Annotated in this window: 27 protein-coding genes and 1 tRNA gene; 23 read left to right on the top strand and 5 right to left on the bottom strand. The window is 40.6% G+C overall.

Annotated features, from left to right (window positions below):
- The first annotated feature begins 15 nt into the window (after positions 1-15).
- From spoVAC to ACSU6B_RS01085, 5 genes are all read left to right on the top strand, one after another.
- Complete coding sequence (gene spoVAC / locus ACSU6B_RS01105) at positions 16-495, top strand: stage V sporulation protein AC (RefSeq protein ID WP_214999589.1); 480 nt, start codon at positions 16-18, stop codon at positions 493-495.
- Complete coding sequence (gene spoVAD / locus ACSU6B_RS01100) at positions 496-1,521, top strand: stage V sporulation protein AD (protein ID WP_214999587.1); 1,026 nt, start codon at positions 496-498, stop codon at positions 1,519-1,521. It begins immediately after the preceding gene.
- 4 nt (positions 1,522-1,525) lie between these two features.
- On the top strand, positions 1,526-1,882 hold the full coding sequence (gene spoVAE, locus ACSU6B_RS01095; RefSeq protein ID WP_168242521.1) for a stage V sporulation protein AE: 357 nt from the start codon (positions 1,526-1,528) through the stop codon (positions 1,880-1,882).
- Between the two features lie 108 nt (positions 1,883-1,990).
- The gene (locus ACSU6B_RS01090) at positions 1,991-2,107 is read left to right on the top strand and encodes a YjcZ family sporulation protein (RefSeq protein WP_098528384.1); all 117 of its coding nucleotides are present in this window, start codon (positions 1,991-1,993) and stop codon (positions 2,105-2,107) included.
- Between the two features lie 171 nt (positions 2,108-2,278).
- On the top strand, positions 2,279-2,533 hold the full coding sequence (locus tag ACSU6B_RS01085) for a stage VI sporulation protein F (RefSeq protein WP_214999585.1): 255 nt from the start codon (positions 2,279-2,281) through the stop codon (positions 2,531-2,533).
- Positions 2,534-2,558: 25 nt separating this feature from the next.
- Here ACSU6B_RS01085 and ACSU6B_RS01080 read toward each other — a convergent pair whose 3' ends face one another.
- From ACSU6B_RS01080 to ACSU6B_RS01060, 5 genes are all read right to left on the bottom strand, one after another.
- Positions 2,559-4,859 (bottom strand): UvrD-helicase domain-containing protein, encoded by a 2,301-nt coding sequence (locus ACSU6B_RS01080; protein ID WP_410882061.1) that lies wholly within the window; start codon positions 4,857-4,859, stop codon positions 2,559-2,561.
- Between the two features lie 137 nt (positions 4,860-4,996).
- Entirely contained in the window at positions 4,997-5,419 is a 423-nt protein-coding gene (locus tag ACSU6B_RS01075; protein WP_410882059.1) for a GNAT family N-acetyltransferase, read from the bottom strand.
- 5 nt (positions 5,420-5,424) lie between these two features.
- The gene (locus ACSU6B_RS01070; RefSeq protein WP_410882057.1) at positions 5,425-5,937 is read right to left on the bottom strand and encodes a YjcG family protein; all 513 of its coding nucleotides are present in this window, start codon (positions 5,935-5,937) and stop codon (positions 5,425-5,427) included.
- 123 nt (positions 5,938-6,060) lie between these two features.
- On the bottom strand, positions 6,061-6,783 hold the full coding sequence (locus ACSU6B_RS01065) for an alpha/beta hydrolase (RefSeq protein WP_410882055.1): 723 nt from the start codon (positions 6,781-6,783) through the stop codon (positions 6,061-6,063).
- 114 nt (positions 6,784-6,897) lie between these two features.
- The gene (locus ACSU6B_RS01060) at positions 6,898-7,122 is read right to left on the bottom strand and encodes a hypothetical protein (protein ID WP_410882053.1); all 225 of its coding nucleotides are present in this window, start codon (positions 7,120-7,122) and stop codon (positions 6,898-6,900) included.
- A 183-nt stretch (positions 7,123-7,305) separates the two neighbouring features.
- Here ACSU6B_RS01060 and ACSU6B_RS01055 point away from each other — a divergent pair.
- The 18 genes from ACSU6B_RS01055 (at position 7,306) to ACSU6B_RS00970 (ending at position 25,358) form a co-directional block, all read left to right on the top strand.
- Positions 7,306-7,377, top strand: a tRNA-Val gene (locus tag ACSU6B_RS01055).
- A gap of 519 nt (positions 7,378-7,896) precedes the next feature.
- A complete protein-coding gene (locus ACSU6B_RS01050) occupies positions 7,897-8,493 on the top strand; it encodes a TetR/AcrR family transcriptional regulator (RefSeq protein ID WP_214999573.1) in 597 nt (198 codons plus the stop codon).
- Positions 8,494-8,706: 213 nt separating this feature from the next.
- A complete protein-coding gene (locus tag ACSU6B_RS01045; protein WP_410882051.1) occupies positions 8,707-8,913 on the top strand; it encodes a hotdog domain-containing protein in 207 nt (68 codons plus the stop codon).
- Between the two features lie 21 nt (positions 8,914-8,934).
- Entirely contained in the window at positions 8,935-10,278 is a 1,344-nt protein-coding gene (locus tag ACSU6B_RS01040; protein ID WP_439276175.1) for an SCP2 sterol-binding domain-containing protein, read from the top strand.
- A gap of 396 nt (positions 10,279-10,674) precedes the next feature.
- Positions 10,675-11,130 (top strand): CBO0543 family protein, encoded by a 456-nt coding sequence (locus ACSU6B_RS01035; protein ID WP_410882047.1) that lies wholly within the window; start codon positions 10,675-10,677, stop codon positions 11,128-11,130.
- Positions 11,131-11,680: 550 nt separating this feature from the next.
- Positions 11,681-12,565 (top strand): pyridoxal 5'-phosphate synthase lyase subunit PdxS, encoded by an 885-nt coding sequence (pdxS, locus tag ACSU6B_RS01030; RefSeq protein WP_410882255.1) that lies wholly within the window; start codon positions 11,681-11,683, stop codon positions 12,563-12,565.
- 215 nt (positions 12,566-12,780) lie between these two features.
- Positions 12,781-13,110, top strand: a complete 330-nt coding sequence (locus ACSU6B_RS01025) for a DUF3870 domain-containing protein (RefSeq protein WP_168242528.1) — start codon at positions 12,781-12,783, stop codon at positions 13,108-13,110.
- A gap of 190 nt (positions 13,111-13,300) precedes the next feature.
- Positions 13,301-13,957 carry a CoA transferase subunit A gene (locus tag ACSU6B_RS01020; protein ID WP_410882045.1) on the top strand — a complete coding sequence of 219 codons (657 nt, stop codon included), beginning with the start codon at positions 13,301-13,303 and terminating at the stop codon, positions 13,955-13,957.
- Between the two features lies 1 nt (position 13,958).
- Complete coding sequence (locus ACSU6B_RS01015; protein ID WP_410882043.1) at positions 13,959-14,621, top strand: 3-oxoacid CoA-transferase subunit B; 663 nt, start codon at positions 13,959-13,961, stop codon at positions 14,619-14,621.
- The gene (locus ACSU6B_RS01010) at positions 14,621-15,811 is read left to right on the top strand and encodes a thiolase family protein (RefSeq protein WP_410882041.1); all 1,191 of its coding nucleotides are present in this window, start codon (positions 14,621-14,623) and stop codon (positions 15,809-15,811) included. Before ACSU6B_RS01015 ends, ACSU6B_RS01010 begins: the two co-directional genes overlap by 1 nt.
- On the top strand, positions 15,799-17,184 hold the full coding sequence (locus tag ACSU6B_RS01005) for an aspartate aminotransferase family protein (protein ID WP_410882039.1): 1,386 nt from the start codon (positions 15,799-15,801) through the stop codon (positions 17,182-17,184). Before ACSU6B_RS01010 ends, ACSU6B_RS01005 begins: the two co-directional genes overlap by 13 nt.
- Positions 17,168-18,463, top strand: coding sequence for an aspartate aminotransferase family protein (locus tag ACSU6B_RS01000; protein ID WP_410882037.1), 1,296 nt, complete (start codon positions 17,168-17,170; stop codon positions 18,461-18,463). Before ACSU6B_RS01005 ends, ACSU6B_RS01000 begins: the two co-directional genes overlap by 17 nt.
- 42 nt (positions 18,464-18,505) lie before the next feature.
- Positions 18,506-19,966 (top strand): aldehyde dehydrogenase family protein, encoded by a 1,461-nt coding sequence (locus ACSU6B_RS00995; RefSeq protein ID WP_410882035.1) that lies wholly within the window; start codon positions 18,506-18,508, stop codon positions 19,964-19,966.
- 33 nt (positions 19,967-19,999) lie between these two features.
- The gene (locus ACSU6B_RS00990; RefSeq protein WP_410882033.1) at positions 20,000-21,520 is read left to right on the top strand and encodes a M81 family metallopeptidase; all 1,521 of its coding nucleotides are present in this window, start codon (positions 20,000-20,002) and stop codon (positions 21,518-21,520) included.
- Positions 21,508-21,987, top strand: a complete 480-nt coding sequence (locus ACSU6B_RS00985; protein WP_410882031.1) for a GNAT family N-acetyltransferase — start codon at positions 21,508-21,510, stop codon at positions 21,985-21,987. Before ACSU6B_RS00990 ends, ACSU6B_RS00985 begins: the two co-directional genes overlap by 13 nt.
- A gap of 73 nt (positions 21,988-22,060) precedes the next feature.
- Entirely contained in the window at positions 22,061-23,470 is a 1,410-nt protein-coding gene (gene ablA / locus ACSU6B_RS00980; protein WP_410882253.1) for a lysine 2,3-aminomutase, read from the top strand.
- 2 nt (positions 23,471-23,472) lie between these two features.
- Entirely contained in the window at positions 23,473-23,751 is a 279-nt protein-coding gene (locus ACSU6B_RS00975) for a YokU family protein (RefSeq protein ID WP_214732270.1), read from the top strand.
- A gap of 104 nt (positions 23,752-23,855) precedes the next feature.
- Entirely contained in the window at positions 23,856-25,358 is a 1,503-nt protein-coding gene (locus ACSU6B_RS00970) for an amino acid permease (protein ID WP_410882029.1), read from the top strand.
- Positions 25,359-25,421 lie beyond the last annotated feature (63 nt).

The following is a 25,421-nucleotide window of genomic DNA, read 5'->3' as shown; positions in this document are numbered from 1 at the left end:
AAAGGAAGAATGTAGATGCCAACGGAAAAGCAGAAAAACATGACGCCTCAGCAGCGCAATTACCAACAGCTTCAGCAGAAACATGAAATTAAAAGGCCTGTTTTGAAGAATTGTATTAAGGCATTTTTTGTTGGTGGACTTATTTGTGTTATCGGCCAAGCCATCAGTTACTTTTATATTTACTTTTTCGATTTTACCGAACAGAGTGTAGGAAATCCGACCGTGGCAACAATGGTCTTTTTATCAATGTTACTCACTGGCTTCGGAATTTACGATCGTCTAGGACAATTTGCTGGTGCAGGAAGTGCTGTGCCCGTTACCGGCTTTGGTAATGCCGTAATCTCGGCATGTATTGAACATCGAACGGAAGGCTTTGTTTTAGGTGTAGGTGGAAATATGTTCAAGCTAGCAGGATCGGTAGTGCTCTTCGGTGTTTTCTCAGCTTTTGTTGTTGCGCTTGTTAAAACGCTGCTAGTGATTTGGGGGGTTTTGTAATTGCTAAAAGGGCACCAATCTTGGATATTTACAAATCGTCCAATGATCACAGCTACCGGGGTTACTGGTGGTCCATTTGAAGCCAATGGAAATTTAGCCAATGATTTCGATTTATTATATGAAGACTTATGGATGGGAAAGGAGTCTTATGAAAAAGCCCACCGTTTACTATTAGAAGAAGCAATTAAAACAGCTTTACAAAAAGGGAATGTTGAGAAAGAGCAGATTCAATTTTTATTTGCTGGAGACTTAATTAATCAAATTACGCCAACCAGTTTTGCGGCTAGGACAATGCAAATTCCATACTTTGGTCTGTTTGGGGCTTGCTCAACGTCCATGGAAGGGCTGGCCTTAGCCTCTTTTGTGGTAAATTACCAGGGGGCAAAATACGTACTTACGGGTGCTTCAAGCCATAATGCAGCAGTCGAAAAACAGTTTCGATACCCAACAGAGTATGGAGGTCAAAAGCCTCCGACTGCACAATGGACGGTAACAGGTGCAGGGGTAGCACTTGTGCAACCAAATGAATCTGGAAAGATGCACCCAGTAACAACTTCAGCAACGATTGGAAAAGTCATCGATATGGGATTAACCGATCCGTTTAATATGGGCGGCGCGATGGCACCAGCAGCAGCTGATACAATTATGGCCCATTTCCGCGATCTTCAATTAGAACCCTCATATTATGACTTGATTGTCACTGGGGACCTTGGCCGAGTTGGTCATGATACAGCTTTCGAGTTAATCAATAAGAGTGGACTTCAATTAGAACGAAAACAATTTCAGGATTGTGGTTTATTAATGTATAAGGATGATCAACCTGTACAATCGGGGGGAAGCGGTGCGGGTTGCTCAGCCACAGCCTTGTATGGGCATTTCCTGAACCAAATGAAAAAAGGTACATATAAACGAATCTTAGTAGTTGCGACGGGGGCTCTGCTATCCCCGCTCAGCTTTCAGCAAAACGAATCGATACCATGTATTGCACATGCTGTTGCCATTGAAATGAATGGAGATAAGGGGTGATCCTATGCTAGCGATGTTTTTCTGGGCATTTGTTATTGGTGGGCTAATCTGTGTTCTAGGGCAGCTTTTATTTGATGTTGCCAAGCTTACACCTGGTCATACACTAAGTTTGCTCGTTGTCATTGGAGCTATATTAGATGGTTTTGGACTGTATGAGCCACTAGTTGACTTTGCAGGGGCAGGTGCTACCATTCCAATTACCAGTTTTGGAAATTCATTAGTCCATGGGGCACTTCAGGATGCAGAGAAACATGGGCTAATAGGAGTACTGACCGGGATGTTCCAAGTGACAAGTTCCGGTATCTCTGCAGCGATTATTTTCGGTTTTATTGGTGCACTCATTTTTAAACCTAAAGGGTAAATGAATCATTTTTAAAACTCAAATTACTGAAATAGATGTCGCGCCTACACACAGTATAAAGTAATTTCATATGTTATTAATGAGATTACAGAAGTGAGGTGACATTCTATGTGCTTTGGATATGGCGGCTACGGCTACGGTGGTGGATACGGGTACGGTTCAACTTTTGTGTTAATCGTCGTATTATTCATCCTTTTAATCATTGTTGGTGCAAGCTTCTATTAATAAACAGTAAGCTTGTATTAATAGAAAGGGTTGGCCAAAAAAAGTGGCCAGCCCTTTCTTTACTTGTTTAGCGTATGTGCTTAAGGGCGCGTACGCTTTTCCTATTTAATTCACCATTTTCCCTTTCCTTCATACAATAAAGTAGTTTATGAAGGAGCGTGATCTTTTACCATGGATAATGGATTTTTTAAAAACATTGAAAAGAAAACGGGCGTTAATATGAAAGATATCTTAGATTTAGCCAATTCATTACAAAATGCGAATTTTAAAGATGAAAAAACAGTCCGTAATGTAATTCGTCGGGTTTCTCAAATTGCCAATAAACCGGTAAATAAAGAAATGGAAGATCAAATTGTAAAATCAATCATTAACGATGGAAAGCAGCTTGACCTTAATACAATTTCGAATATGATCAATAAAAAGTAAAAGAAGAAGACCATTTTCCTAAGTTTTAGGAATCGGTCTTCTTCTTTTTTGTAAGAGAAACTAGGAACCTTGAGCGATTTGCTTTTTTCCCTCGTCTATTTTGAGGAATAGAAATAAACAGCTGCTCCTTTGCACGAGTCATCGCCACGTAAAATAGTCTTCTTTCTTCTTCGAGTGCAGTAAAGTCTCCATTTCGATAGGCTTCCAGGGCAAAATCATGCGGAAGGCTGCCATCGACTGAGCCGATCATATATACGGTTTTGTATTCAAGGCCTTTTGAGCGGTGGATTGTACTTAGGCTGATTGCTTCATGAAAATGTTTACTTAAATTTTTGATTTCTTTGTTCATCGCCGACATATGCTCGGAATGAGCTAGAAACGCTTGAATTTTGTCGAAACTTTTTGCAGCCACCTTTAAATCCTTAAGATCGTCCGATCCTTTTTCAAGTTTATTCGATTCATTTCCGCGTTTTTTCAGAAAATCAAGAAAGCCGATATCTTTCTCAACCCTTTCAATCGCAGTGTGAGGTGAAGAATGCTTTAACCCTCGAATAATCGTGACAGCTTTTTTTAATTTCTTTTCCTGAAATGCATGGGCTGTCGTTAAGTGTGCGAGTGCCTCAAGAAGACTGCAGTCTTTTAGGATACTTTGTGCTTTTAATTCTTTTAGGACTGCCTGCTTTAAAAATAATAATGGTAAAATGTCTGACATTGCTTGCGTGTCATCTTCATTTAAACTCACCTTTAGAAATGCAAGGGCGCTTCTCACAATATAGCGCTCGTAAAAAGCCTCTGCATCCAAATCGATTTTAAAAGGAAGGTTGGAGCCAGCCAGTCTTTCAAACACCGCGCGAGAACCTGCATTGGTCCGATAAAGAATGGCAAAGTCTGAAGGATTTGCACCAAGTGAAATCCTCTCCTGTATATCGGTAATAATCATTGTTGCTTCTTCCTCTTCATCATAGGGGAAAAATAACTGTGGGAGTTTTTCTGATGAAAACTGTGCTTTCATTTTCTTTATTCTTCTCATTTTATTAGCTGCAATCATTTGATTAGCAGCCGAGACAATTTCATGAGACGATCGATAATTTTGATCAAGTGTGACCATTTTGGCATAGGGAAAATCTTTTTCAAATTCTAGCAAATAGCTGGGGTCACTACCCCGAAACGAATAGATCGCTTGATCATCGTCGCCAACGGCACAAACATTTTTATGTTTTCTGGATAAAAGTTTGATCAGCTCATACTGGACCTTATTAATATCCTGAAACTCGTCAATTAAAAAATAATGAAACCGATTTTGATATTGTTCAAGCAGGGAAGGGGTGGTGGCAAACAGTTGATAGCAGCCAATTAGCATATCGTCAAAATCAAACAGACCTTCTTTTCTCTTATAGTCTTCATATCCTTTATATAAAAAGACTGCTTTTTCTTCCCATTCGGTGGTGGGCTTTACTTCATCTGGCATCAGCAGAGAGTTTTTCCATAATCCGATTTGCTGAAGAGCTAAATCATAGGCAAATTCTTTTTCGGACAAGTCGAGTTCTTTGCCAGCTTCCTTCAGGATTTTGTCTCGCTGCCATTCTTTTTTTAGCAGCTTATTTGAAGACCAATTAATTGAATCATGGAACATTAGTATGCGATAAAAAATACTGTGAAAGGTTCCGGTAACAAGCTGATTGATTTTATCTCGTTTCATTTGCGGATAGGAAAGCAGACGGTTCTTCATTTCAGCAGCAGCTTTTGACGTGAATGTAACGAGCATGATTGTCCTTGGGTCGATGTGTTTGTCATCTAGCATAAACGCTGTTCGTGCTGTTAACACTCGAGTTTTGCCACTCCCTGCACCAGCAAGGACTAATAAGGAGCCTTCTGTCTCCATAACAGCAGCAGCCTGACTTCCATCAAGAACAACTCCACTGTCTGCAAGTTGCTGTAAATACGGTGAGCGCTCCTCATGCTTGTCACTAATTGTTTGTTTAAACGCAACCGTATATTCAATATTTATAGACTTTTTGAAAAGATCCACGCTTTGCGGGATCTGTGTAATGGTTCTACCCTTTGGGATGTTAAATCCGTTCACTTCGGAAGATTGTTGTGAATCTACTTTTTCCATTATTACAGTGGGTTCTGGGCAATGTATTTCAGGTGAATGTGTATGGAAAAAATGGGGGTTCTTCTGAATTCCTAAAAACAATCGAACGTTCCCTTTGCATACAGGGCAGCTCAGTTGACCATTTTTTCCGGCGAGAAATATTTTTTGATATTGATCCCTGCTTAATTGTTCAAGGACAATATTCTGATTTTGATAAATTGCTGTTTTCATAATTTTTACCCTCTATATCCAAAAATCAAGACATGTTCTATCATATCAAAACCTGAGGGTAACTAAAAGGGTTTCACCGACATTGCTGGAATTACCAAAAAGCACTTGCCGCATAAAGCGCCAAGTGCTTCCTTAATTTATATTTCTTTTACCATCGTTTTATGAGGAATTCCAGCATCCATAAATTCCTCTGAGACAATCTCATAACCAAGTCCTGCATAAAAGGGAATGGCATGTGTTTGAGCATTTAGCTTTAATTTATGAATATCTTTTTGAAGCGCATAGTTCTCGATTGCATTCATAATCGTTTTTCCTGCACCAGTTTTCCTTGCCTTGTTCAATACACAAATTCGTTCAACTTTTCCATAGCCATCAACGAAACGAAATCGACCGGCTCCTATTGGAGATCCTTCATCGTACATGACAAAGTGCTTTGCCTCGTCCTCGAAGGCGTCAATTTCCTCTTCGAGAGGGACATTTTGTTCCTCAACGAAAACGATTTTCCTAACTGAATAGGCATCTTCAAGTTCTTTTTGATTTTCTACAATCTTGACTTTCACTTAAACTATTCCTTTCCAAGACGAAATGTTTCATAAACGGTCCAGGAACCATTTTCTAATTGATAAAGTAGATGGAAACGGTCAACCGTTTCTTCATGATTAATCTTAGTCATACGCAGTGATCCAAAAACATCAGAATGCTCATCATTAGATAGCTCTTGACCAATCGTGATATGCGGAACAAATGCATATTCTAAGTTTTGCTCCGTAAACTCTTGATTGACTTCATTATGCAAGGCGGAAAGTTCATCTGTCTTGTCTACTTTGAAATAAATAACATTATTTACAGGCTGAAAAGAGCTGATTTTTGAAGTCTTTAATGTGAATGCCTTATGGCTAGCAGCTACTCTCCGTAACTTTTCAGCGTATTCCTTTGCTTCTTCTTCAGACGCTTCAAATCCAGTTTTCAATGTTAGGTGAGGTGTAATTAAAGCATAATGCGGGTCATAACGTTTTCGATAGGAATTAGCTAAGTCCTGTAGTTTTTTTGATGGAAAAATAACAACTCCAAATTTCATACGTATACCTCCGTTTTGATGAACTGACCTTTTTTAACAAAAACAAAAAATTAACCTTCCTGATATTATAGCAAATTTTCTAAAAATATTAAACGACTTATCTTGAGGTATATTCTAATAAGATTAAAATAGCATTTTAAGAGCCCGTCTTAAATCAGGCTGCCAGTAGGTCCAAGTATGATTCCCGTTAAATTCTTCATAAAAATATGTAATGGGTTTTTCTGAAATTATTTTTGAAAGCTTCCGGTTAGGGGTCAGGAAATCTTCAATTTTGCCATTTGTAGTCTGAACTTCAGTTTCTTGATTACCTATTACGTGATAGAGTTGTAAAAGCTGTCCATCCGAGAAGTTCTGGACCGAATTCAATACATTTTCATCCACATATGGAGATTGTAGAAGGACTTTTCCAAATGTATGAGGATATTGAAGGGCAGCCATTAACGAAACAGTTGCGCCCAGAGAATCTCCTATAAGCGCTCTGGTCAAGCCCATTTGATAAGTTGGAAGCTCTTGATCTAAATACGGAACTAATTCATGGGCAAGAAAGCGAATGTATTGCTGATTCTGTTCGCCTTCAGGATGGTATTTCCTGCGGCGGTCCTCTACATTCCTATAGGGTACCCCAACAATAATTAAATTTTCAATTTCCTTTTCAAAAAGATACTCGTCTGTTAATCGGCGAATTCTGCCAAGTTGAAAATAATCCCTGCCATCCTGGGCAATCAGCAACGAATACTTATATAACGGTGAGAAATTTGCAGGGAGATAAACGAGAAGCTGTAAATCTTCTCCAAGCTCCCTGCTGTGAAAGGTAAGTTCCTTCATTGTGCCTTTTGGAAATTCCATGCAATGATTCCCCCAATAATTCGATCTTTACCACTGCATTATAACAAAACTAAAGTGGAAATGCTTTTAAAGATAGTTGGGAAGAATGATATGTGAATGTAGGTAAGAGAAGGATTAGTGAAGGTAGCGTTGTTTGGTGCGAGAATCAGGCATAATCGATAATATATTTTCCCGTTTAAAGGTGCGCATTTGTTTGCGCAGCAAACAATACGCACGAATGTATTCGTCGTGAACTTCCTTCACAATCAACTTCCGTTGTGAAAGTTCTTGGTTTTCGGCTAAATAAATCATTTCTAATGGAATTTTTTCCTCGATTGAACGGATGAAAAGCCCATCCATGTGAATCGCCCCTTTCTTTAACATATGTTATTATTATACCCAAACATTTGTTCTTTATTCAAAGTAAATAGAACTAATGTTCTTTTTTAGGGTTATAAGAGAAATGTAATTCATTGAATTTAATTAAACTATTGACATTACCGAAAAAATTTATATAATTAGAAATGTAGTTTAATTAAATATGACTTGTTAGCTCAGTGGGAGAGCACTTCCTTGACAGGGAAGGGGTCGTGGGTTCGAATCCCTCACAGGTCATCAAAAAATCCTAACATCTATATGGTGTTAGGATTTTTTTCATTTTCTGTAGTTTCTAATTTATATTTCATTTACCTTTTAAAAAAATGTTCCTCAAGAGTAAATTATTCTCCTTATAAAAGATTTAAACCGTCCAAAAAATGAACACCTGTTAACCTTTACAGATGTTCATTTTTTTATATAAATTAATTTGATTATTAAAAATCTTATATTTCGCATTAAATAACCAACCGCCATTTCATCTAAACTCCATTCAATGGGCTCCCACTACAAAGAGTTCTAAGACTGTTAACTTTAATAGTGTTGCGAAAGAAGCTGGTGTAGCTAAAGCTACTTGCATCTTTAAAATGAGTCTTTCTAAAACAATCAGTTTTGTTGTAGCAATAAAAGAACTTACTGCCTTTTTATATGCCTATTATTTTTTGCACTTTACAAAGATACTACCTAATCGTACAATAAAAAAGACCGAATGGTCTTACAAATTTCGTAAACCTTTTTCAAACGGAGGCAAATAGATTCATGGTTAATCGCAAGGGAGAACAGACTAAAGCCCTGATCTTAGAAAAAGCATCGAAACTTTTTAATAGCCAAGGATATAGGGCATCTTCTATTTCCGACATCATGCACGAGACAGGTCTTCGAAAAGGAGGGATTTATAACCATTTCGAAAATAAAGAGGAAATAATGTTGAGCGCTTTTTCCTTTTCCATTGACACGATGAGTCATTTTTTCTCTGAAGCAATGGCAGGCAAACAAGGATGCATGGAACGTCTTCTTTCCATTGTTTCCGTATTCGAGGGGATTGCTGAAAGAGAATTGTTCCCGGGAGGTTGCCCGATTATGAATGCTGCCATTGAGGCAGATGACGCAGACCCATTGCTTAAAGATAAAGTCCGTGAAGCAATGGATGGCTTGCTCGGAATGGTTCGTAATCTTGTTCAGGAAGGCATAAAGAAGGGTGAGGTTAAACCAGGAGTGGATCCCGAGTTTGTGGCGACCGTGTTTATCTCCACGCTGGAGGGGGCGCTAGCACTTAGCAAACTTTACAAGAACCAAGAGTACATGAAAAGAGCTGTGCATCATCTTAGATCGTTTCTTGCTCAGAACTGTGCCTAGCAGTCCTAAAAAAGAAGCCGGTGATGGCTTTTTTTTTCACTCTAAAAGAGACCGATCGGTCTCTGTAACTATCTATAATACTTAGAAGGCGATGCTACGAAATCTGACAAGGATGCTGTCATAGTGGATGTCGTCTGATCATCGATGAGCAAGAAGAAAGAAACTTTAAGTCTTGACCGTGCCGATAAGCTTTCCTTACAAGTTCTGTGAGCCTTGGTAAGAAAGCTTCACGCCGGCGTACTTTGCGATGCTACTGATACAGCGATGAGAACAGCCTACGCATCTACCCTCAGCGAAGGGGAGACATTCACAACGCTAGAACTAAAAATCAATTTTACGAAGTCTGTATGGAATGCACGACTTCGAATGATTGGGCAGGCCATCAAACAGGGTAGTACTAACGGATGGGCCTTAAATTGAACGACTAAGGAGTTGAGTGCCATGAAAAAGGTGACAATAAATGATCATCCTACCGTAAAACAATATTACAAGAAAAAGGAAATTAAGCAGGGAACCGAAGGCAGGCGCATAGATACACAATGGTTGCGGAATTTATGTCTACATGCAGGAGCCGACGATGTTGGATTCGTCTCTATTGACCGAAACGAACTTGAGGACCAACGAAAAGAAATTTTGAATCTGTTTCCTGAAGCTAGGACGCTTATTAGTTTCGTCTGTAAAATGAACCGCGAGCCCTTGCGTTCGACAGCTCGATCCATTGCAAATACGGAATTTCATCATGTTGTCGATAACGTAACGCTTATCGGACATGAAATCGTGAAAGAGCTTGAAGAGCAAGGCATCAAAGCATTGAATCCGCCAGCAGGATTCCCGATGGAGCAGGAAAGTACCGGAAAAGCATGGGTCATCTCGCATAAACCAATTGCGGTTGCGGCTGGACTTGGGCAAATCGGCATCCATAGAAATGTCATTCATCCCAAGTTCGGCAACTTTATTTTGTTAGGTACGATCCTTACAAATGCAGATATGACTTCGGAAAGTCAGCCCATTGTTTATAATCCGTGTTTGGAGTGCAAATTGTGCGTAGCTGCCTGCCCGGTAGGAGCCATTGGCGCTGATGGTCATTTTAATTTCTCCGCCTGTTATACGCACAACTATAGAGAATTTTCCGGCGGCTTCACCGATTGGGTGGAGAAGATTACCGACAGCAAAAATTCTAAAGTATACAGGGACAAAGTAAATGATGGAGAAACAGCATCTATGTGGCAGAGCCTTTCTTTTGGGGCTAGCTATAAAGCGGCCTACTGTTTGTCCGTTTGTCCTGCTGGAGAAGATGTAATTGGTGAGTTTCTTGACGATCGTAAGAAATTTTTGAAGGACGTTGTCAAACCACTACAGGATAAAAGCGAAATGGTGTATGTTGTGCCGAATTCCGACGCTGAGGATCATGTCAAAAAGCGTTTTCCCCATAAACAAGTTCGGCCGGTGAGCAACGGCTTACGATCGAAATCAATCCGGGCGTTTTTGCAAGTGCTTCCTCATATGTTTCAAAGAAATCAAGCAAAAGATTTAGCTGCTACCTATCATTTTACATTTACTGGAGAAGAAAATGCTCAAGCAACGGTTATCATTAAGAACAAGACCCTTACTGTGGAAAAGGGACATATCGGGGATGCAGATTTCCAACTTATTGCAGACAGTCAAACATGGATTCGGCTGTTGGCCAAAGAAACAGGGATATTATCAGCCATCATGTCTGGTAAAATTCGCACAAAAGGCCAGTTAAAGCTGTTCAAGGCTTTCAGCAAGTGCTTTCCGTCATAAAAGATGAGAAGATTGTAATAAAAAGTGGGAAATAACATAATCATTTTGTTAGGTTCGATACATTATTTCTTTACCGATACAGTTCATAGAAAAATCTATTAAAAAGATGCCTCCTAATTTACTTTGTTTCTTAGCTGCCTACGACAGTTGTGTCTTTGAAATAAAGTCAAGATGTTTATAAAAAAGTCACACTGTTTAGGAATAAAGTTTGATAATTTACAAAGGTTTGATCAAAAATCCTGTATTGATATGCAGGATTTTTTTGTTCTGCAATCGGGCCAGATTCTTGAAGATTAAATTTAAAAATGAGAAATTTCTAAATGATAAAGATTTAATTTTTATTTTGGTTATAATGACTGATGAGAAAGTTATCGATTTTTGAAGGACTGATTATCCATGGAAAGAATCATTTTATGGTCACTACTTATAATAGGAATCGCCTTATTCTTTTATAGTTTAAGAAAACCACCAATTAAAGATTTGATTTTAATTTTCTTATTGACCTCTTTTTTCTCCACATTTCTTGGTGTTCTTGTTGTAGAAAGAAAAATGATTGAATATCCAATAAGCTTTTTAAGTAACTATTTCAGTTCTAGCATTCTTTATGAAAATCTTTTATTTCCAGTTGTCTGTATTTACTTTTATCAAGCAACTTATTATTCAAGATATCCTAGCATTATTCTGAAATGTGCATTGTATACCTCTGTTTTAACGATCATTGAGGTTCTTTTGGAAAGATATACTGATTTAATTGAATATCATACTTGGACTTGGAGACACACGTTTATCAGTACCTTTTTTCTAATGATGTTTATCCGTATCCTTATAAAATTAATTAACAGACATGAATGATAAAGTTACTAAAGCCTAATCACTTCGTAATGCAAGCGGGAAATTAGGCTTTATCATTACTCTTTAATAACATCTTCATCAGTCATGGAGTGCCTTCATTTTATTTCTACAGTGTATTACCAGAACCTGGAACTCCGTTAGAAACATTTTTTAACTGGGGAACAAATTATCATGTTTTAGGGGTAACCATTAACCCAATCTATAATCTCCTGATTCTTTCGATTGCAACAGCCACTATGCTTTCAATCTATACAATTTACAACATTTTTCAAAAAAATAAAGGAACCAATCACCGAAACAAGCGTTTAAATATATATCTTGAATATAAGGCCGTTTCCCTTAGAGAAACCTCTAAAATTCAACAAAATTTTTGCGGTTTACGTGCAAAAAAAACAAGGATAGTGCCAATAAATTTTGCATGTTGTTTCCACAAATAGTGAACAAATAGGTGTTTTTAATATTGGCACGGTAATTGCAAGTTTATAAGTGAAAATTAGAGATTTTCCTGTTAAAAGAAGTAGATACGTTTAAAATCATCTAAGGGGGCTTAATAATGAAAACAGGTACGGATCGTGTAAAAAGAGGTATGGCTGAAATGCAAAAGGGCGGCGTCATTATGGACGTTGTGAATGCTGAGCAAGCAAAAATAGCAGAGGAAGCTGGAGCGGTAGCTGTAATGGCATTGGAGCGCGTTCCTTCTGATATCCGTGCAAGTGGCGGAGTAGCAAGAATGGCAGATCCACGAATTACTGAAGAAGTTATGAATGCGGTTTCTATTCCAGTTATGGCAAAAGCACGTATCGGACACATCGTAGAAGCCCGAGTACTTGAAGCAATGGGTGTTGATTATATTGATGAGAGTGAAGTTTTAACACCAGCAGATGAAGAGTACCATCTAAATAAAAATGATTACACTGTTCCATTTGTTTGTGGTTGCCGAGATCTTGGCGAAGCAGCACGCCGTATAGGTGAAGGTGCATCCATGCTTCGTACAAAAGGAGAGCCGGGAACTGGTAATATCGTAGAAGCTGTTCGCCATATCCGTAAGGTAAATGCACAAGTACGTAAAGTCGCTACAATGAGTGAAGATGAATTGATGACAGAGGCTAAGCTACTTGGAGCACCATATGAACTTCTTCTAGAGATTAAGCGTCACGGACGTCTACCTGTAGTAAACTTTGCAGCTGGTGGAGTAGCAACGCCTGCTGATGCTGCACTTATGATGCAATTAGGTGCTGATGGAGTATTTGTTGGTTCTGGAATCTTCAAATCTGATAACCCCGCAAAATTCGCTAGAGCTATCGTGGAAGCAACAACCCACTATAAGGACTATAAACTAATTGCAGAGATTTCAAAAAATCTTGGAATTGCAATGAAAGGTATTGAGATTTCAACTCTGTCTCCTGAAGCGCGAATGCAGGAACGTGGTTGGTAAAAATTTAAAATTTTTCTAGAAGGATTTTAACATACAGGGGAGAATAATCTATTTATTGTGTATAGGTCTAAAAAATAGTCGTAAGCTCTTTCTTGTTAGTGAAAGCGCTTTAACATTTTTGAAAATTTAAAATATTCACATTGACATTGTTTATTCTGACCCGTATACTCGTGTTAGAAACATGTTCAGTGGATTTTTGAAAGGTGGATTATAGCATGCAAACACTGGAAACAGTGATTGTTACAGGATATGCAAAAGCTCCACAGGGAACTTCCATGTATGAAATGTATAAGCATGCGGGAATTGTTCTCGAAGTGAATCTGAAAGATCATAAGATTATCGGAGCTGAATTCACATTCGTAACTGAACTAACTAAAAATTATTTTCAAAAACTGCTGATAGGCTACTGTCTTGAAGACGGTGTCGAGCAGTTGATTAAACGAATTCAAAGTTTTTATTTTGCTCCATCCCAGCAAGCGATCATTGTTGCTCTACAAGCTGCAGTTCAACGTTACTGGGATAATGTGAAGCAAATGAATACATAACGTTTGGTTATAATAAAGTGGGAAGATGACCTCTTCCCATGGTCTTATTAAAACCGGGCAAACATGAACTCTTTGTAAGGAATGTTCGTTGGAACGACATTCTTTATAGAGATTTATGTTTTGCTCGGTTTTTTATTTTACCGAACTGTTACACCCACAAAAGTCGATGGAGAGGCAGGGATAAAAAAACATGAGCAAGCTGATTACATGCGAAGAAGCTGTAAAAAAGGTTAAAAGCGGCTCTCGAATTATGGTAGGTGGATTTGGACTTGTAGGAAGTCCGCTTAGTTTAATAGCCGCTTTGGCGCAAACGAAAGTGAAAGACTTAGAGATTATTAGTAATAACCTTGGTGAACCAGGCAGAGGTCTTGGAGTTTTAGTACGGCAAAAGCAAGTGAAAAAAGCGATAGGTTCGTATTTTACAAGCAACCCGGAGGTGGTTAAGGCTTATCAGGATAAGGAAATGGAAGTGGAGCTTCTCCCTCAAGGAACGATGTCTGAAGCCATTCGAGCGGGTGGTGGGGGACTAGGAGGGTTTTATACACCGGTCAGCGTAGGAACAAAAATCGCCGAAAACAAAGAAGAGCGTACCCTTAACGGTAAAAAATATGTGTTCCAAGAGCCGCTTAAAGCCAATTTTTCTTTAATTAAAGCGAAAAAAGCGGATCAATTAGGAAATCTCATCTACAACAAATCGGCAAGAAACTTCAATCCGATGATGGCAACAGCTGCGGATGTGGTTATTGCCGAGGTGGACGAGATTGTGGAGGTAGGCCAAATTTCTCCTGAAGAAATTGTGACTCCTCATTTATACGTTGATTTTATCGTTGTGAAGGGCGGGAACTAGCTTGAACGTGAAACAATACATTGCTGCAAGAGCGGCGAAGGAATTGAAGGATGGGGATATCGTCAATTTGGGGATAGGGATTCCAACGCTGGTGGCTGATTACATTCCATCAGATGTTAAAGTTTTTTTACACTCTGAAAACGGCATTCTTGGAGTAGGTCCTACGCCTGATCCAGAGGATATTGACCAAAATCTTGTCAATGCAGGAAAACTTCCTGTCACAGTATTGGAAGGGTCATCCTATTTTGATAGCGCTTCCTCTTTTGCAATGATTCGCGGCGGACATGTAAGCGTTTCGATTCTTGGTGTGCTGCAAATCGATGCAATTGGCCGGATCGCCAACTGGGCCGTCCCAGGAAAAAGTGTTCTTGGTGTAGGCGGGGCGATGGATTTATTGGAAGGCTCCAAAAAGGTAATCGTAACAACAATGCATACTTCTAACCAGGGAGAGTCAAAAATTGTCAAGGAATTAACCTATCCGATCACATCGGAACGAATAGTGGATTTAATTATTACCGATTTGGCGGTGTTCGCTGTAAAGGAAGATGGACTTCATCTTATTGAGCTGTCCCCTGGAATATCCCTTGAGGAAGTTCAACAGAAAACGGACGCACCCTTTCAAATTGCTGAATCTTTCAATAGAGGCAATGAGGTGACTGCATAGTGGTTGTAATCGTAAATGCGTTTCGGACTGCTATCGGAAGCTTCGGCGGATCACTGGCAGATACGCCTCCAGAAGAGCTCGTATCTCTCATCATGAAAAATAATCTTTCTGCTTCCGGATACGGTGCCAATATTGTCGATGAAGTCATCGTCGGCCAAACAAAGCAGAGTGCGCATGCTCCGAATATTGCAAGAGTCGCGGCATTACAGTCCCATTTTCCAGAATCGATTCCTGCTTATACTGTTCATCGTCAGTGTGGTTCGGGCATGCAGGCTGTCATTAACGGGGCGATGTCCATTTTGACTGGTCAGGCGGAAGTCGTTTTAGCAGGAGGCGTCGAAAACATGTCGCAAGCGCCTCATTATATGGTTGGCACTCGTTTCGGCCACAAGATGGGAGATATGACGCTGTATGATTCAAATACGGAAAGTCAGCCAAAATCGCAGCCGGAGGAGATATACGGCCGTTTCACGATGGGGCAAACAGCTGAGTGGCTGGCTGAAAAATATAACATTAGCCGCCGTGAACAAGATGAATTTGCCTTCACGAGTCAGCAAAAATCGAAACGTGCAATTGAAATGGGCCATTTTGAAGAAGAAATCATTCCTGTTCCGGTAAAGGAAGGAAAAAAGGGGATTAGACACTTTGCGATAGATGAGTACCCAAGATTGACGGACATTGAAAAGTTAGGAACATTAAGTTCTGTGTTTCAAAAGGATGGTACGGTAACTGCCGGAAACTCATCCGGAAGAAATGATGGCGCCTCGATGCTGCTGTTGATGTCGGAAGAAAAAGCGAAACAACTTGGAGTGGTCCCGATGGCAAGGATTCGTTCCTTTGCTGCAGCGGGTGTATCACCAAAAGAAATGGGAATTGGTCCGGTTCCTGCATCCCAAATTGCTTTGAAAAAAGCGGGTCTTCTTTTGGAGGATATCGATTTGATTGAATTAAATGAAGCATTTGCCGCTCAAAGTCTTGCTTGTTTAAAAGAATGGGACATAAAAGGAGATAACGTGAATGTAAACGGAGGAGCGATTGCCTTAGGGCATCCACTTGGGTGCTCCGGTGCAAGAATCGTCACTACATTATGTCATGAGCTTGAAAAACAAAAGCGGCAATATGGACTTGCAACGATTTGTGTGGCAGGAGGATTAGGAATGGCAATGGTGGTGGAAAGATGGATGGAATAAAAAAAGACTACGTGTTTCATCGTGATTTAAAAAAGGAGTACCCGATTATTACCCACGGTGAAGGGGTCTATCTCATAGATGAGAACGGGAAAAAATATTTGGATGCTTGCTCGGGGGCGGTTGCAGCCAACTTGGGCCATGGGATTAGTTCAATAGGAGAGGCCATGGCAGAACAAGCAAAAAAAGCAGCTTTCGTCCATACAATGCGCTTCGAGACGAAAGCGTTGCATGAACTGGCTGAAACAATCGGAAAAATGGCCCCCGACCATTTAAATAAAGTGTATTTTACAACCGGAGGCTCCGAAGCAAATGAAAGTGCCTTGAAGCTGGCGAGGCAATATCATAGGGACGCCGGGAGACCCCAAAAACACATGGTGATCGGGCGATGGCAATCGTATCACGGAAACACCATCGGCTCTTTATCAGCAGGAGGAGACGTTAAAAGAAGGCATGCATACACTCCTAATCTTTTAAACTATGCCCATGTCTATTCTCCTTACTGCCACCGATGTCCATACGATCGTCAAAAAGATGATTGTCTCTCCAAACAAAACTGGACGTGTGTAACGGATATTGAAAGAACCATTTTAGAAATTGGTCCTGAGAACGTGTCGGCATTTATCGCCGAACCGATTGTCGGAAGCCAGCAAGGTGCTGTTCCACCGCCGCTGGGGTATTTTGAGAAAGTTCGAGAGCTGTGTGATCGTTACGAAATCGTCTTAATTATCGATGAAGTGATGACTGGATTTGGTCGTACTGGTACCAACTTTGCGACAGAACAGATTGGAATCGAACCTGATATCATCACGTTTGGAAAAGGGGTTTCGGCAGGATATGCTCCGCTGGCCGGAATGATTGTTCATGAACGGTTAATCGATGGACTCATTCAAAACAGTGACGGGAAATTTATTCACGGCTATACCTATAGCGGGCATCCTGTGGCAGTGGCAGCGGGCCTTGCTGCAATAGACGTATATGAGCGAGATATGGTGCTGGAAAACGTCAAAAAACAAGGGACCTACCTTTTCAACCGTCTTATGGAACTGAAGCAAAAACATTCTTATATATCTGATGTTCGGGGCAGAGGGCTTTTAATCGGTATGGAGCTTGTGAAGGATCGTGAGCAGGATCTATTGTTCAAACCAACTGAAAAAGCTGCTGAAAGATTGAATGGAATTGCGATGGAACTCGGTGCGGTTTTTTATCCCGGTTCCGGTTCAATTGACGGCACCATGGGGGAGCACTTTATCATCAGTCCTCCTTTAAATGTCACGAAAATAGAAATTGATGAAATTGTGAGAATACTAGATGAATCATTATCGATATTCCAGGGCCAATTTAGAAAGGATGAGGCATATGAAATTACAAAGTAAAACAAACGAAATTCAAGAAAAAGCACGAAAGCATTTATCACCGGTCATGACAAGGGTAACGGAGCTTGTCATTGAAAAAGCGCATGGCGCCAAATTTTGGACGACAGACGGAAAGGAATATATCGATTTTGTTTCAGGAGTGGCCGTCAATGCAGTCGGGCATACGAACGAAAAAATGGTGGAAGCCATTAAAAAGCAGGCTGAAAATTTGATTCATCTTGGATTGAACTATGGTTATTATGAAACGGCAGCGAATTTGGCAGAAAAGCTTGCTCAAATCACACCAGGAAATCTAGACACTGTCTTTTTCTCCAATTCGGGAGCTGAAGCTATCGACGGTGCACTTAAACTAGCAAAGGCGGCCACAGGGAGACCCGCCATCATTGCTTTTGAAGGATCGTTTCATGGCCGTACATTAGGAGCAACAGCCATTACGGCATCAAGCTCTAAATACCGCCGTTTTTATGAACCGATTTTAGGTGAGGTGTATCACGTTCCATATCCGTATCCCAGCCAGCTGAAAAACATTAGAGAAGAAGAAGCTGAAGAGTATTGTTTGAATCAGCTTCAAAAATTGTTCGATCTACGCGTGGATCCTTCACGTGTGGCGGCTATCATCATTGAACCGGTAATGGGTGAAGGCGGCTATTATCCGGCACCGCCAAGCTTTTTGCAGGAGTTAAGAAAGATTACAGAGGAACACGGCATTTTGCTTATCTTTGACGAAGTACAAACAGGATTTGGCCGTACAGGCAAGATGTTCGCGGCAGAGCATGCGAATGTGACTCCTGATATTTTAGTACTGGCAAAAGCCCTTTCCGGCGGAATGCCTCTTGGTGCCATTGTAGCAAGTCGTGAGCTTCATGAAAAATGGCCGACGGCCGGTCATGGTTCGACATTTGGAGGAAATCCAGTTTCTTGTGCTGCGGCATTGGCAAACATTGAGGTCATTGAGGAAGAGAAGCTAGTAGAACGGAGTGCTAAACTCGGTGCCGAGATTGTCAGTCGACTTCATAATTCGGTAGGACATTTACCGGGCATTGTTGAAGTTCGAGGAGTCGGTATGATGATTGGTATTGAATTTGATTCTCAATCTGCTGCTTTCTTTGTACCGAAAATTAAATCGAAAGCACTGGAAAATGGATTGCTCATTATGAACTGCGGTGTAAGCGGGCAAACGATCCGATTAATGCTGCCTCTTAATATTCAAGAAGATGTACTAGATATAGGATTAACGATTTTAGAAGATGTGATAACAGAAACTATTTCCGGAAACTAATTTCCGATTCCTCGGAATACCACGAAAAAGGAGGTCAAGTTTATGTCAAGTCAAATCAAAACAGATATTCTTCAGGGAGATCTTTATATAAATGGAAAATGGGTAAGTGCCCCCGATCAGTCCTACTTTGAAAGCTTAAATCCGGCAACGGGGGAACTTGTCGGCGTATGTGCTTCCGCCACAACAGAGCAAGTGGATGAGGCTGTCACAAAAGCGAATGAAGCGTATTCACAATGGAAGAACACTCCCATTCCAGAACGAGCGGCTTATTTAACGAAAGCAGCCCAATTGTTTGAAATACGAAAAGAGGAACTTGCTAGAGTTATGACAATGGAGATGGGCAAAGTGCTGCCAGAGTCTATAGGCGAAGTCGGAGTGGTCATCGCGACTGCTAAATATATGGCAGGCGAGGGACGACGTCTCTTTGGAGAAACTGTCCCTGCCGGCTTCCCAGACCGGAACGTACGAATGGTTCGTGAACCTCTTGGAGTTGCGGCGTGCATTACCCCTTGGAACTTTCCGGTTGCGCTCGCTTCCTACAAAATCTTTTCAGCTCTGATTGCTGGTAATACTGTCGTATGGAAGCCTGCTTCAGAGGTTGCGTTATCGGCAAAGATTTTTGTGGAAGTGTTAGATGAAGCTGGATTGCCAGCAGGGGTTGTGAACTTAATTACCGGTTCAGGTAGAACAGTTGGACAAACCCTCGCAGAGCATCCAGATGTAAAAGTCATTTCGTTTACTGGCTCAACTGAAGTCGGACAAAAGCTGGCTGAAATGAGCAGTAAAACGTTAAAACGTATTTCATTGGAATTGGGTGGGAAAAATGCAGTGATCGTCTTGAAGGATGCGGACTTGGACAAGGCGGCAGACGGAATCGTAAAATCAGCGTTTACGACAACTGGTCAGCGCTGTACAGCGGCAAGCCGAGTAATCGTCGAGCATCCGGTAAAGGAACTGCTCATACAAAAAGTAGTCGAAATAACAAAATCTATGAAAATAGGAAATGGACTTGAAGAAGGGAAACAAGTGGGACCTCTTGTAAATGAAGACCAGCTTCATATAGTCGAAAAATATGTAAAAACAGCGATTGAAGAAGGTGGGAAAATTGTATCAGGCGGTCAGCGAGTTAAAGAATTAGGCGGCTATTATTATGAACCGACAATCATTGAGAATGTGAGACTAAATGATACCATTGCCCAGGAAGAAATATTTGGTCCTGTTCTTGCCATCATTGAAGTAGATTCATATGAGGAAGCCATGGAGGTAAATAACGGGACAATTTATGGGCTATCAACTTCTATTTATACAGAGAGCCTTCATTATGCGAACCGTGCTGCGAAGGAAGCAGTAAGCGGACTTGTCTATATTAATAACGGAACATCCAATGCCGAAATGGGAGTTGCATTTGGAGGCATGAAAATGTCCGGAAACGGTCACCGTGAAGTTTCCCATCATGCATTCGATGTCATGACAGAGTGGAAGTCCATCTATACAAACTATTGATAAGCTAATGTCTAATACGAAGGGAGGGAGAACATGCGAAATTATCGCATCGGTATTGCATTCTTTTACCATGAATCCCACAGTTTTAGCCCGATGAAAACAGAAATCGAACAGTTTCGAAACGAAGGCTACTTTATCGGCGATGAAATTTATGATGCCTATATTGGTACGAAAACGGAAGTGGGCGGGTTTTTGGATGTATTGAAACAGGAAGAGGATGTAGAAATCGTGCCGCTGCTTTGTGCGGCAGCGGTCCCATCGGGCGTAGTATCAACAGAAGCGTATTCCATCATCGAAGAGCAAATGCTCCAGTCAATCCGGGAGGCTGGAAGGCTGGACGGATTATTGCTTGCACTGCATGGAGCGATGGTAGTGGAGGACCTCTTTGATCCAGAAGAGCATTTACTAGGAAAAATTCGTGAGCATATCGGACAGAATGTCCCGATTGCGACGACCCTGGATATGCACGCCAATTTAAGCAGAAAAATGATTGATTACACACCGCTTCATTTTGGATTTAAAACATATCCGCATATTGATATGTACGAACAAGGCATTCATGCGGCAATCGCTTTGTTAAAACAATTAAAGGAAGGTGTGACTTACTACGCTTCTTTTGAAAAATTGCCGATGATGCCTCCCTCTATCAATATGAGAACTGCAGAAGGGCCGATGCACCAAATGATCGAGTGGGCGAAACAAGCCGAAGAGGAAGAAGGAATTCATCATGTGTCCGTATTTGGTGGCTTTCCTTACTCGGATATTCCCATGGTCGGTGCAAGTGTACTTGTTGTTTCGCTCGATCCGCAAAAAGGAAAAGAGACTGCCCAAAAGATGGCTTCCTTGTTCTGGAGTGTAAGAGAAGAATTTATCATGGATTTGCCCGGTGTAACAGAAGGGCTAGATTTGGCGATGTCGATTGATGATGACAAACCGGTAGTGCTGGTGGACATCTCGGATAATCCTTTAAGCTGCGGGAGCGGGGATACAACAGAGCTTCTTCGAAAAATGGTAGACATGAATATTCCTGACACACTGTTTGGAGGACTCTACGATCCCGAATCTATTGAGGCATGCCTTAATGCAGGAGTCGGACACAAGGTATCGTTATTCCTTGGTGGGAAAGTATCTCCAGAATTTGGGGAACCCGTTCAGGTCGAAGCAACGGTCGTGGCTCTATCAGACGGTATATTTCACAATTCTGGGCCCTTTAATCAGCATTTAAAAGTGGATTTAAAGGGAACGGCACACATTCGCGTTGGCGAGATGGATGTCCTACTTATTGGAAGGCCGATGTCAGCGAATGATCCGGAAATGTTTCGTCATATTGGCCTTGAGCCGCAGGCAAAGAGAATTCTTGGGTTAAAGGCTAAAAATCATTTTCGGGCAGCGTTTGAGCCGATTGTTGGCCGTATCATTTATGTGGATGCACCTGGTGTTGCATCCACTCGGTTAACAACTTTTACGTATCGTTACATTCCTAAGCCAATTTGGCCGCTGGATGATATTCAATATGAAGTAGAACGGAGGGGGACAGAAAAATGGAAACATTGAACAAAACCTATTATGTCGAAGTACCAGCTTCATTGAATCCAGAACAGCTAAAAATGATGATGGAGCTTGAGCAAGATGCGTTTCCGGGATTAGGAGCAGTAGATGAACAAGCCCTTGTCCCGCTTACACGCTACGGGAAACTCATTCAATATCGGCAGCAAAATGATCCAAAGCCGATTGCGATTTGCGAAGTGATGAGAGCTTACAATGATATTCATAAAGCCTACATTTTTGGGTTTTATGTCCGCTCCGACCAGCAAGGGAAAGGAATCGGGAAATTATTTTTAAAGGAAATTTATCCGCTTCTAAAGCAAGATGGTTTTCGTAAGGTTTGCTTAACGGTCAGTACTAAAAACAAGGCAGCCGTCAAGTTATATGAAAAATTAGGGTTTGTCATAAAAGAAACGAGATTCGATGAATTTGGTGAAGGGGAAAATCGCTATTATATGGAATACCTCATTTCTTAATATAGTAATGATCAGAGGAAAATTCATCAAAAATGGTCAATAGAAAATAGGCTAATTTTAGGAGGAGTTTATGATGAGAAACAATTTATTCAAACCAAAAAGACATTGGAAAGAAATCGAGCTTTGGAAGGATGTAACGGATGAGCAATGGAATGATTGGGTTTGGCAATTGACGAATACTATCAAAAATTTAGAAGACTTAAAGAAAGTAGTTAACTTAACACCAGAGGAAGAAGATGGGGTTTTAATCTCAACAAAAACAATCCCATTAAACATCACGCCATATTATGCATGGCTTATGGATCCTGATGATTCAAGATGTCCGGTTCGAATGCAGTCTGTTCCGATTTCTGCGGAATTGCATAAAACAAGATATGATTTAGAAGATCCCCTTCACGAAGATGAAGATTCACCAGTACCTGGGTTAACACATCGTTATCCGGATCGCGTGTTGTTCCTAGTCACAAACCAATGCTCCATGTACTGCCGTTACTGCACAAGAAGACGCTTCTCCGGACAAATCGGAATGGGCGTACCAAAGAAACAGTTAGACACAGCGATTAATTATATCGCATCTAACCCACAAATTCGAGATGTGTTAATTTCCGGAGGAGACGGGCTCCTTATTAATGACAATATTTTAGAATATATTTTAAAGAATTTACGTGAGATTCCGCATGTAGAAATTATTCGTATCGGTACAAGAGCACCTGTCGTATTCCCACAGCGTATTACCGAAAATCTTTGCAATATCTTGAAAAAGTATCATCCAGTTTGGTTGAATACACATTTCAATACATCTATTGAAATTACGGAAGAATCGAAGCGTGCATGTGAAATGCTTGCAAATGTTGGTGTACCTGTTGGTAACCAAGCGGTTATTTTAGCAGGCATTAACGACAGTGTGCCGATCATGAAACAGCTTATGCATGACCTTGTTAAAATTCGCGTTCGTCCATATTATATTTACCAATGTGATTTATCAGAAGGGATTGGCCATTTCCGTGCACCAATCAGCAAAGGATTGGAAATTATGGAAGGACTTCGCGGCCATACATCGGGTTATGCCGTTCCAACATTTATTGTCGATGCCCCGGGTGGAGGCGGTAAAATTCCATTGCAGCCGAACTATATCATTTCTCAAAGTTCTAATAAAGTCGTATTACGTAACTTTGAAGGTGTCATTACATCCTATCCAGAACCAACAAATTATCAGTCAGGCAGTGCAGAGGATTACTACAAAAAGGTTTATCCTGAAGTGTTTGAAAAGTTTGAAAGTAATGGTGTTCTATCCATTATTGATGATACGAAATTTAACCTTACACCTGAAGGATTAAAACGGTTAGATCGCCGCAAAACGTATAAGGAAAATATTGAGCATAGTTCATTAAAAGATAAACGTGACAAACGTGACGAGTTAAAAGAGAAAAAATTCCAATCACAAATGAAGAAATATGAAACAGTGGGAGCAAAGGAGGAATAATTTTGATTTGTCAATGGTGCGAATCTGACACAGCACGTGAAACGAGCAACAAAGTGTATTGGGAACTTCCAGATGGAACAAATGCGATCGAAATTAAGGACACTCCATCCATTCATTGCTTGGAATGCGGTATGACCTATCAAACAGATCATACGGTGAAAGAAATTGAGGATCATCTATTTTTAATTGATTGCTCAAAGCTCGAAAAAAGTATGACGTATGAAACACTTATGGCCGCTCCACGCTTATTGAAGCGAAACTACTTTGATTTTTCGAAATAATTAGCCTAGCCATCTCTCATTTTTCAATAGTAAGTGGGAGATGGCATATATTTTTCTAAAAAGTTAGATAGATGCTAATAGATGAAGAATTAAGGAGGACAAGAATGGAAGCAATCAACATCTATAATAATGACCAAAATAATCAGAAACATCAGAATAATAAGGAAAGTAAAGAGCATATTAAACGCAATCTAAAGGCACGTCACATGACAATGATTGCTATTGGAGGGTCAATCGGGACAGGGTTATTTTTAGCGACAGGGGCGTCCATTCAAACAGCTGGACCTGGTGGAGCGTTAATAGCTTATGGAGCTATCGGCATCATGGTCTACTTTCTAATGACAAGTCTCGGAGAAATGGCTACTTTAATGCCGGTTTCGGGATCATTTTCAACATATGGGAGTCGTTTTGTCGATCCGGCATTTGGATTTGCGCTTGGTTGGAATTATTGGTTCAACTGGGCTATTACACTGGCGGTTGAAATAGCTGCATCAGCAATTATTATGAAGTTCTGGTTTCCGGATGTACCAAGTATCATTTGGAGTGCACTGTTTTTAGGCTTAATCTTTTTATTGAATGCATTGTCGGTTAAAAGTTACGGAGAATCCGAGTATTGGTTCTCCTTAATAAAAGTAGTGACAATCATCGTTTTCATTGGAGTCGGTTTGCTTACCATTTTCGGTATTCTTGGCGGACAGTTTATCGGGTTTAAAAACTTTACTATAGGAGATGCTCCGGTTCATGGCGGCCTTTTGTCCATTTTAAGTATTTTTTTCATTGCAGGTTTTTCCTTTCAAGGAACGGAACTCGTGGGGATTGCTGCAGGAGAAAGTGAAGAGCCGGAGAAAAACGTACCAAAGGCGATTCGACAAGTATTTTGGCGAATTCTTCTATTCTATGTCGTTGCCATTGCTGTCATTGGCCTTATTATTCCTTATACAAGTCCAAACCTTTTAGGCAGGGATGTCGACAGCATCGCTGTCAGCCCTTTTACCCTTGTATTTGAGAAAGTGGGCATTGCATTTGCGGCATCTGTGATGAATGCGGTCATTTTGACATCGGTCTTATCGGCAGGGAGTTCCGGTTTATATGCGTCGACACGCATGCTTTGGTCCATGGCAAAGGACGGTCAGGCACCTAAATTTTTACAAAAAGTAAATAATCGCGGGATTCCGATGAATGCCCTTGTTATCACGACGATTATCGGAGGCTTTGCCTTTTTAACGTCCATTTTTGGAGATCAAGTGTATACATGGTTATTAAATGCGTCAGGCTTAACTGGATTTATTGCATGGCTAGGAATTGCAGTCAGCCATTATCGTTTTAGAAAAGCATATATGGCCCAGGGCAGGGACATGAATGATTTGAAATTTAAAGCGAAATGGTTTCCGCTTGGTCCGATTCTTGCTTTTGCGATGTGTGTCTTTGTTATTTTCGGACAAAATTATCAAGCTTTTCTAGCAAGTGAGATTGATTGGTATGGAATAGCCGTGTCGTATATTGGTTTACCGATCTTTTTGGCATTATGGCTCGGGTATAAATTTGTTCATAAATCAAAGGTCGTTCCACTAAAGGAATGTTCTTTTGATGAGATATCATCAAAATAGAAGGTATAGAGGATGGGTATAAATTCTATAAGGTGAATTAAAATGGAATAGCTATGGACCTGC

Origin of the sequence: Neobacillus sp. C211, from assembly GCF_051842875.1 — a bacterium.
In the GTDB taxonomy this organism is placed as follows: Bacteria; Bacillota; Bacilli; order Bacillales; family Cytobacillaceae; genus Neobacillus.
This window is presented reverse-complemented; position numbering and strand designations above follow the sequence as displayed.

Excerpts from the sequence above, each read along its gene's own strand:
- spoVAC (WP_214999589.1), top strand. The coding sequence starts at position 16 with ATGCCAACGGAAAAGCAGAAAAACATGACGCCTCAGCAGCGCAATTAC.
- spoVAE (WP_168242521.1), top strand. The coding sequence starts at position 1,526 with ATGCTAGCGATGTTTTTCTGGGCATTTGTTATTGGTGGGCTAATCTGT.
- ACSU6B_RS01090 (WP_098528384.1), top strand. The coding sequence starts at position 1,991 with ATGTGCTTTGGATATGGCGGCTACGGCTACGGTGGTGGATACGGGTAC.
- ACSU6B_RS01085 (WP_214999585.1), top strand. The coding sequence starts at position 2,279 with ATGGATAATGGATTTTTTAAAAACATTGAAAAGAAAACGGGCGTTAAT.
- ACSU6B_RS01080 (WP_410882061.1), bottom strand. The coding sequence starts at position 4,859 with ATGAAAACAGCAATTTATCAAAATCAGAATATTGTCCTTGAACAATTA.
- ACSU6B_RS01070 (WP_410882057.1), bottom strand. The coding sequence starts at position 5,937 with ATGAAATTTGGAGTTGTTATTTTTCCATCAAAAAAACTACAGGACTTA.
- ACSU6B_RS01065 (WP_410882055.1), bottom strand. The coding sequence starts at position 6,783 with ATGGAATTTCCAAAAGGCACAATGAAGGAACTTACCTTTCACAGCAGG.
- ACSU6B_RS01060 (WP_410882053.1), bottom strand. The coding sequence starts at position 7,122 with ATGGATGGGCTTTTCATCCGTTCAATCGAGGAAAAAATTCCATTAGAA.
- ACSU6B_RS01050 (WP_214999573.1), top strand. The coding sequence starts at position 7,897 with ATGGTTAATCGCAAGGGAGAACAGACTAAAGCCCTGATCTTAGAAAAA.
- ACSU6B_RS01040 (WP_439276175.1), top strand. The coding sequence starts at position 8,935 with ATGAAAAAGGTGACAATAAATGATCATCCTACCGTAAAACAATATTAC.
- ACSU6B_RS01035 (WP_410882047.1), top strand. The coding sequence starts at position 10,675 with ATGGAAAGAATCATTTTATGGTCACTACTTATAATAGGAATCGCCTTA.
- ACSU6B_RS01025 (WP_168242528.1), top strand. The coding sequence starts at position 12,781 with ATGCAAACACTGGAAACAGTGATTGTTACAGGATATGCAAAAGCTCCA.
- ACSU6B_RS01020 (WP_410882045.1), top strand. The coding sequence starts at position 13,301 with ATGAGCAAGCTGATTACATGCGAAGAAGCTGTAAAAAAGGTTAAAAGC.
- ACSU6B_RS01005 (WP_410882039.1), top strand. The coding sequence starts at position 15,799 with ATGGATGGAATAAAAAAAGACTACGTGTTTCATCGTGATTTAAAAAAG.
- ACSU6B_RS01000 (WP_410882037.1), top strand. The coding sequence starts at position 17,168 with ATGAAATTACAAAGTAAAACAAACGAAATTCAAGAAAAAGCACGAAAG.
- ACSU6B_RS00995 (WP_410882035.1), top strand. The coding sequence starts at position 18,506 with ATGTCAAGTCAAATCAAAACAGATATTCTTCAGGGAGATCTTTATATA.
- ACSU6B_RS00990 (WP_410882033.1), top strand. The coding sequence starts at position 20,000 with ATGCGAAATTATCGCATCGGTATTGCATTCTTTTACCATGAATCCCAC.
- ACSU6B_RS00985 (WP_410882031.1), top strand. The coding sequence starts at position 21,508 with ATGGAAACATTGAACAAAACCTATTATGTCGAAGTACCAGCTTCATTG.
- ablA (WP_410882253.1), top strand. The coding sequence starts at position 22,061 with ATGAGAAACAATTTATTCAAACCAAAAAGACATTGGAAAGAAATCGAG.
- ACSU6B_RS00970 (WP_410882029.1), top strand. The coding sequence starts at position 23,856 with ATGGAAGCAATCAACATCTATAATAATGACCAAAATAATCAGAAACAT.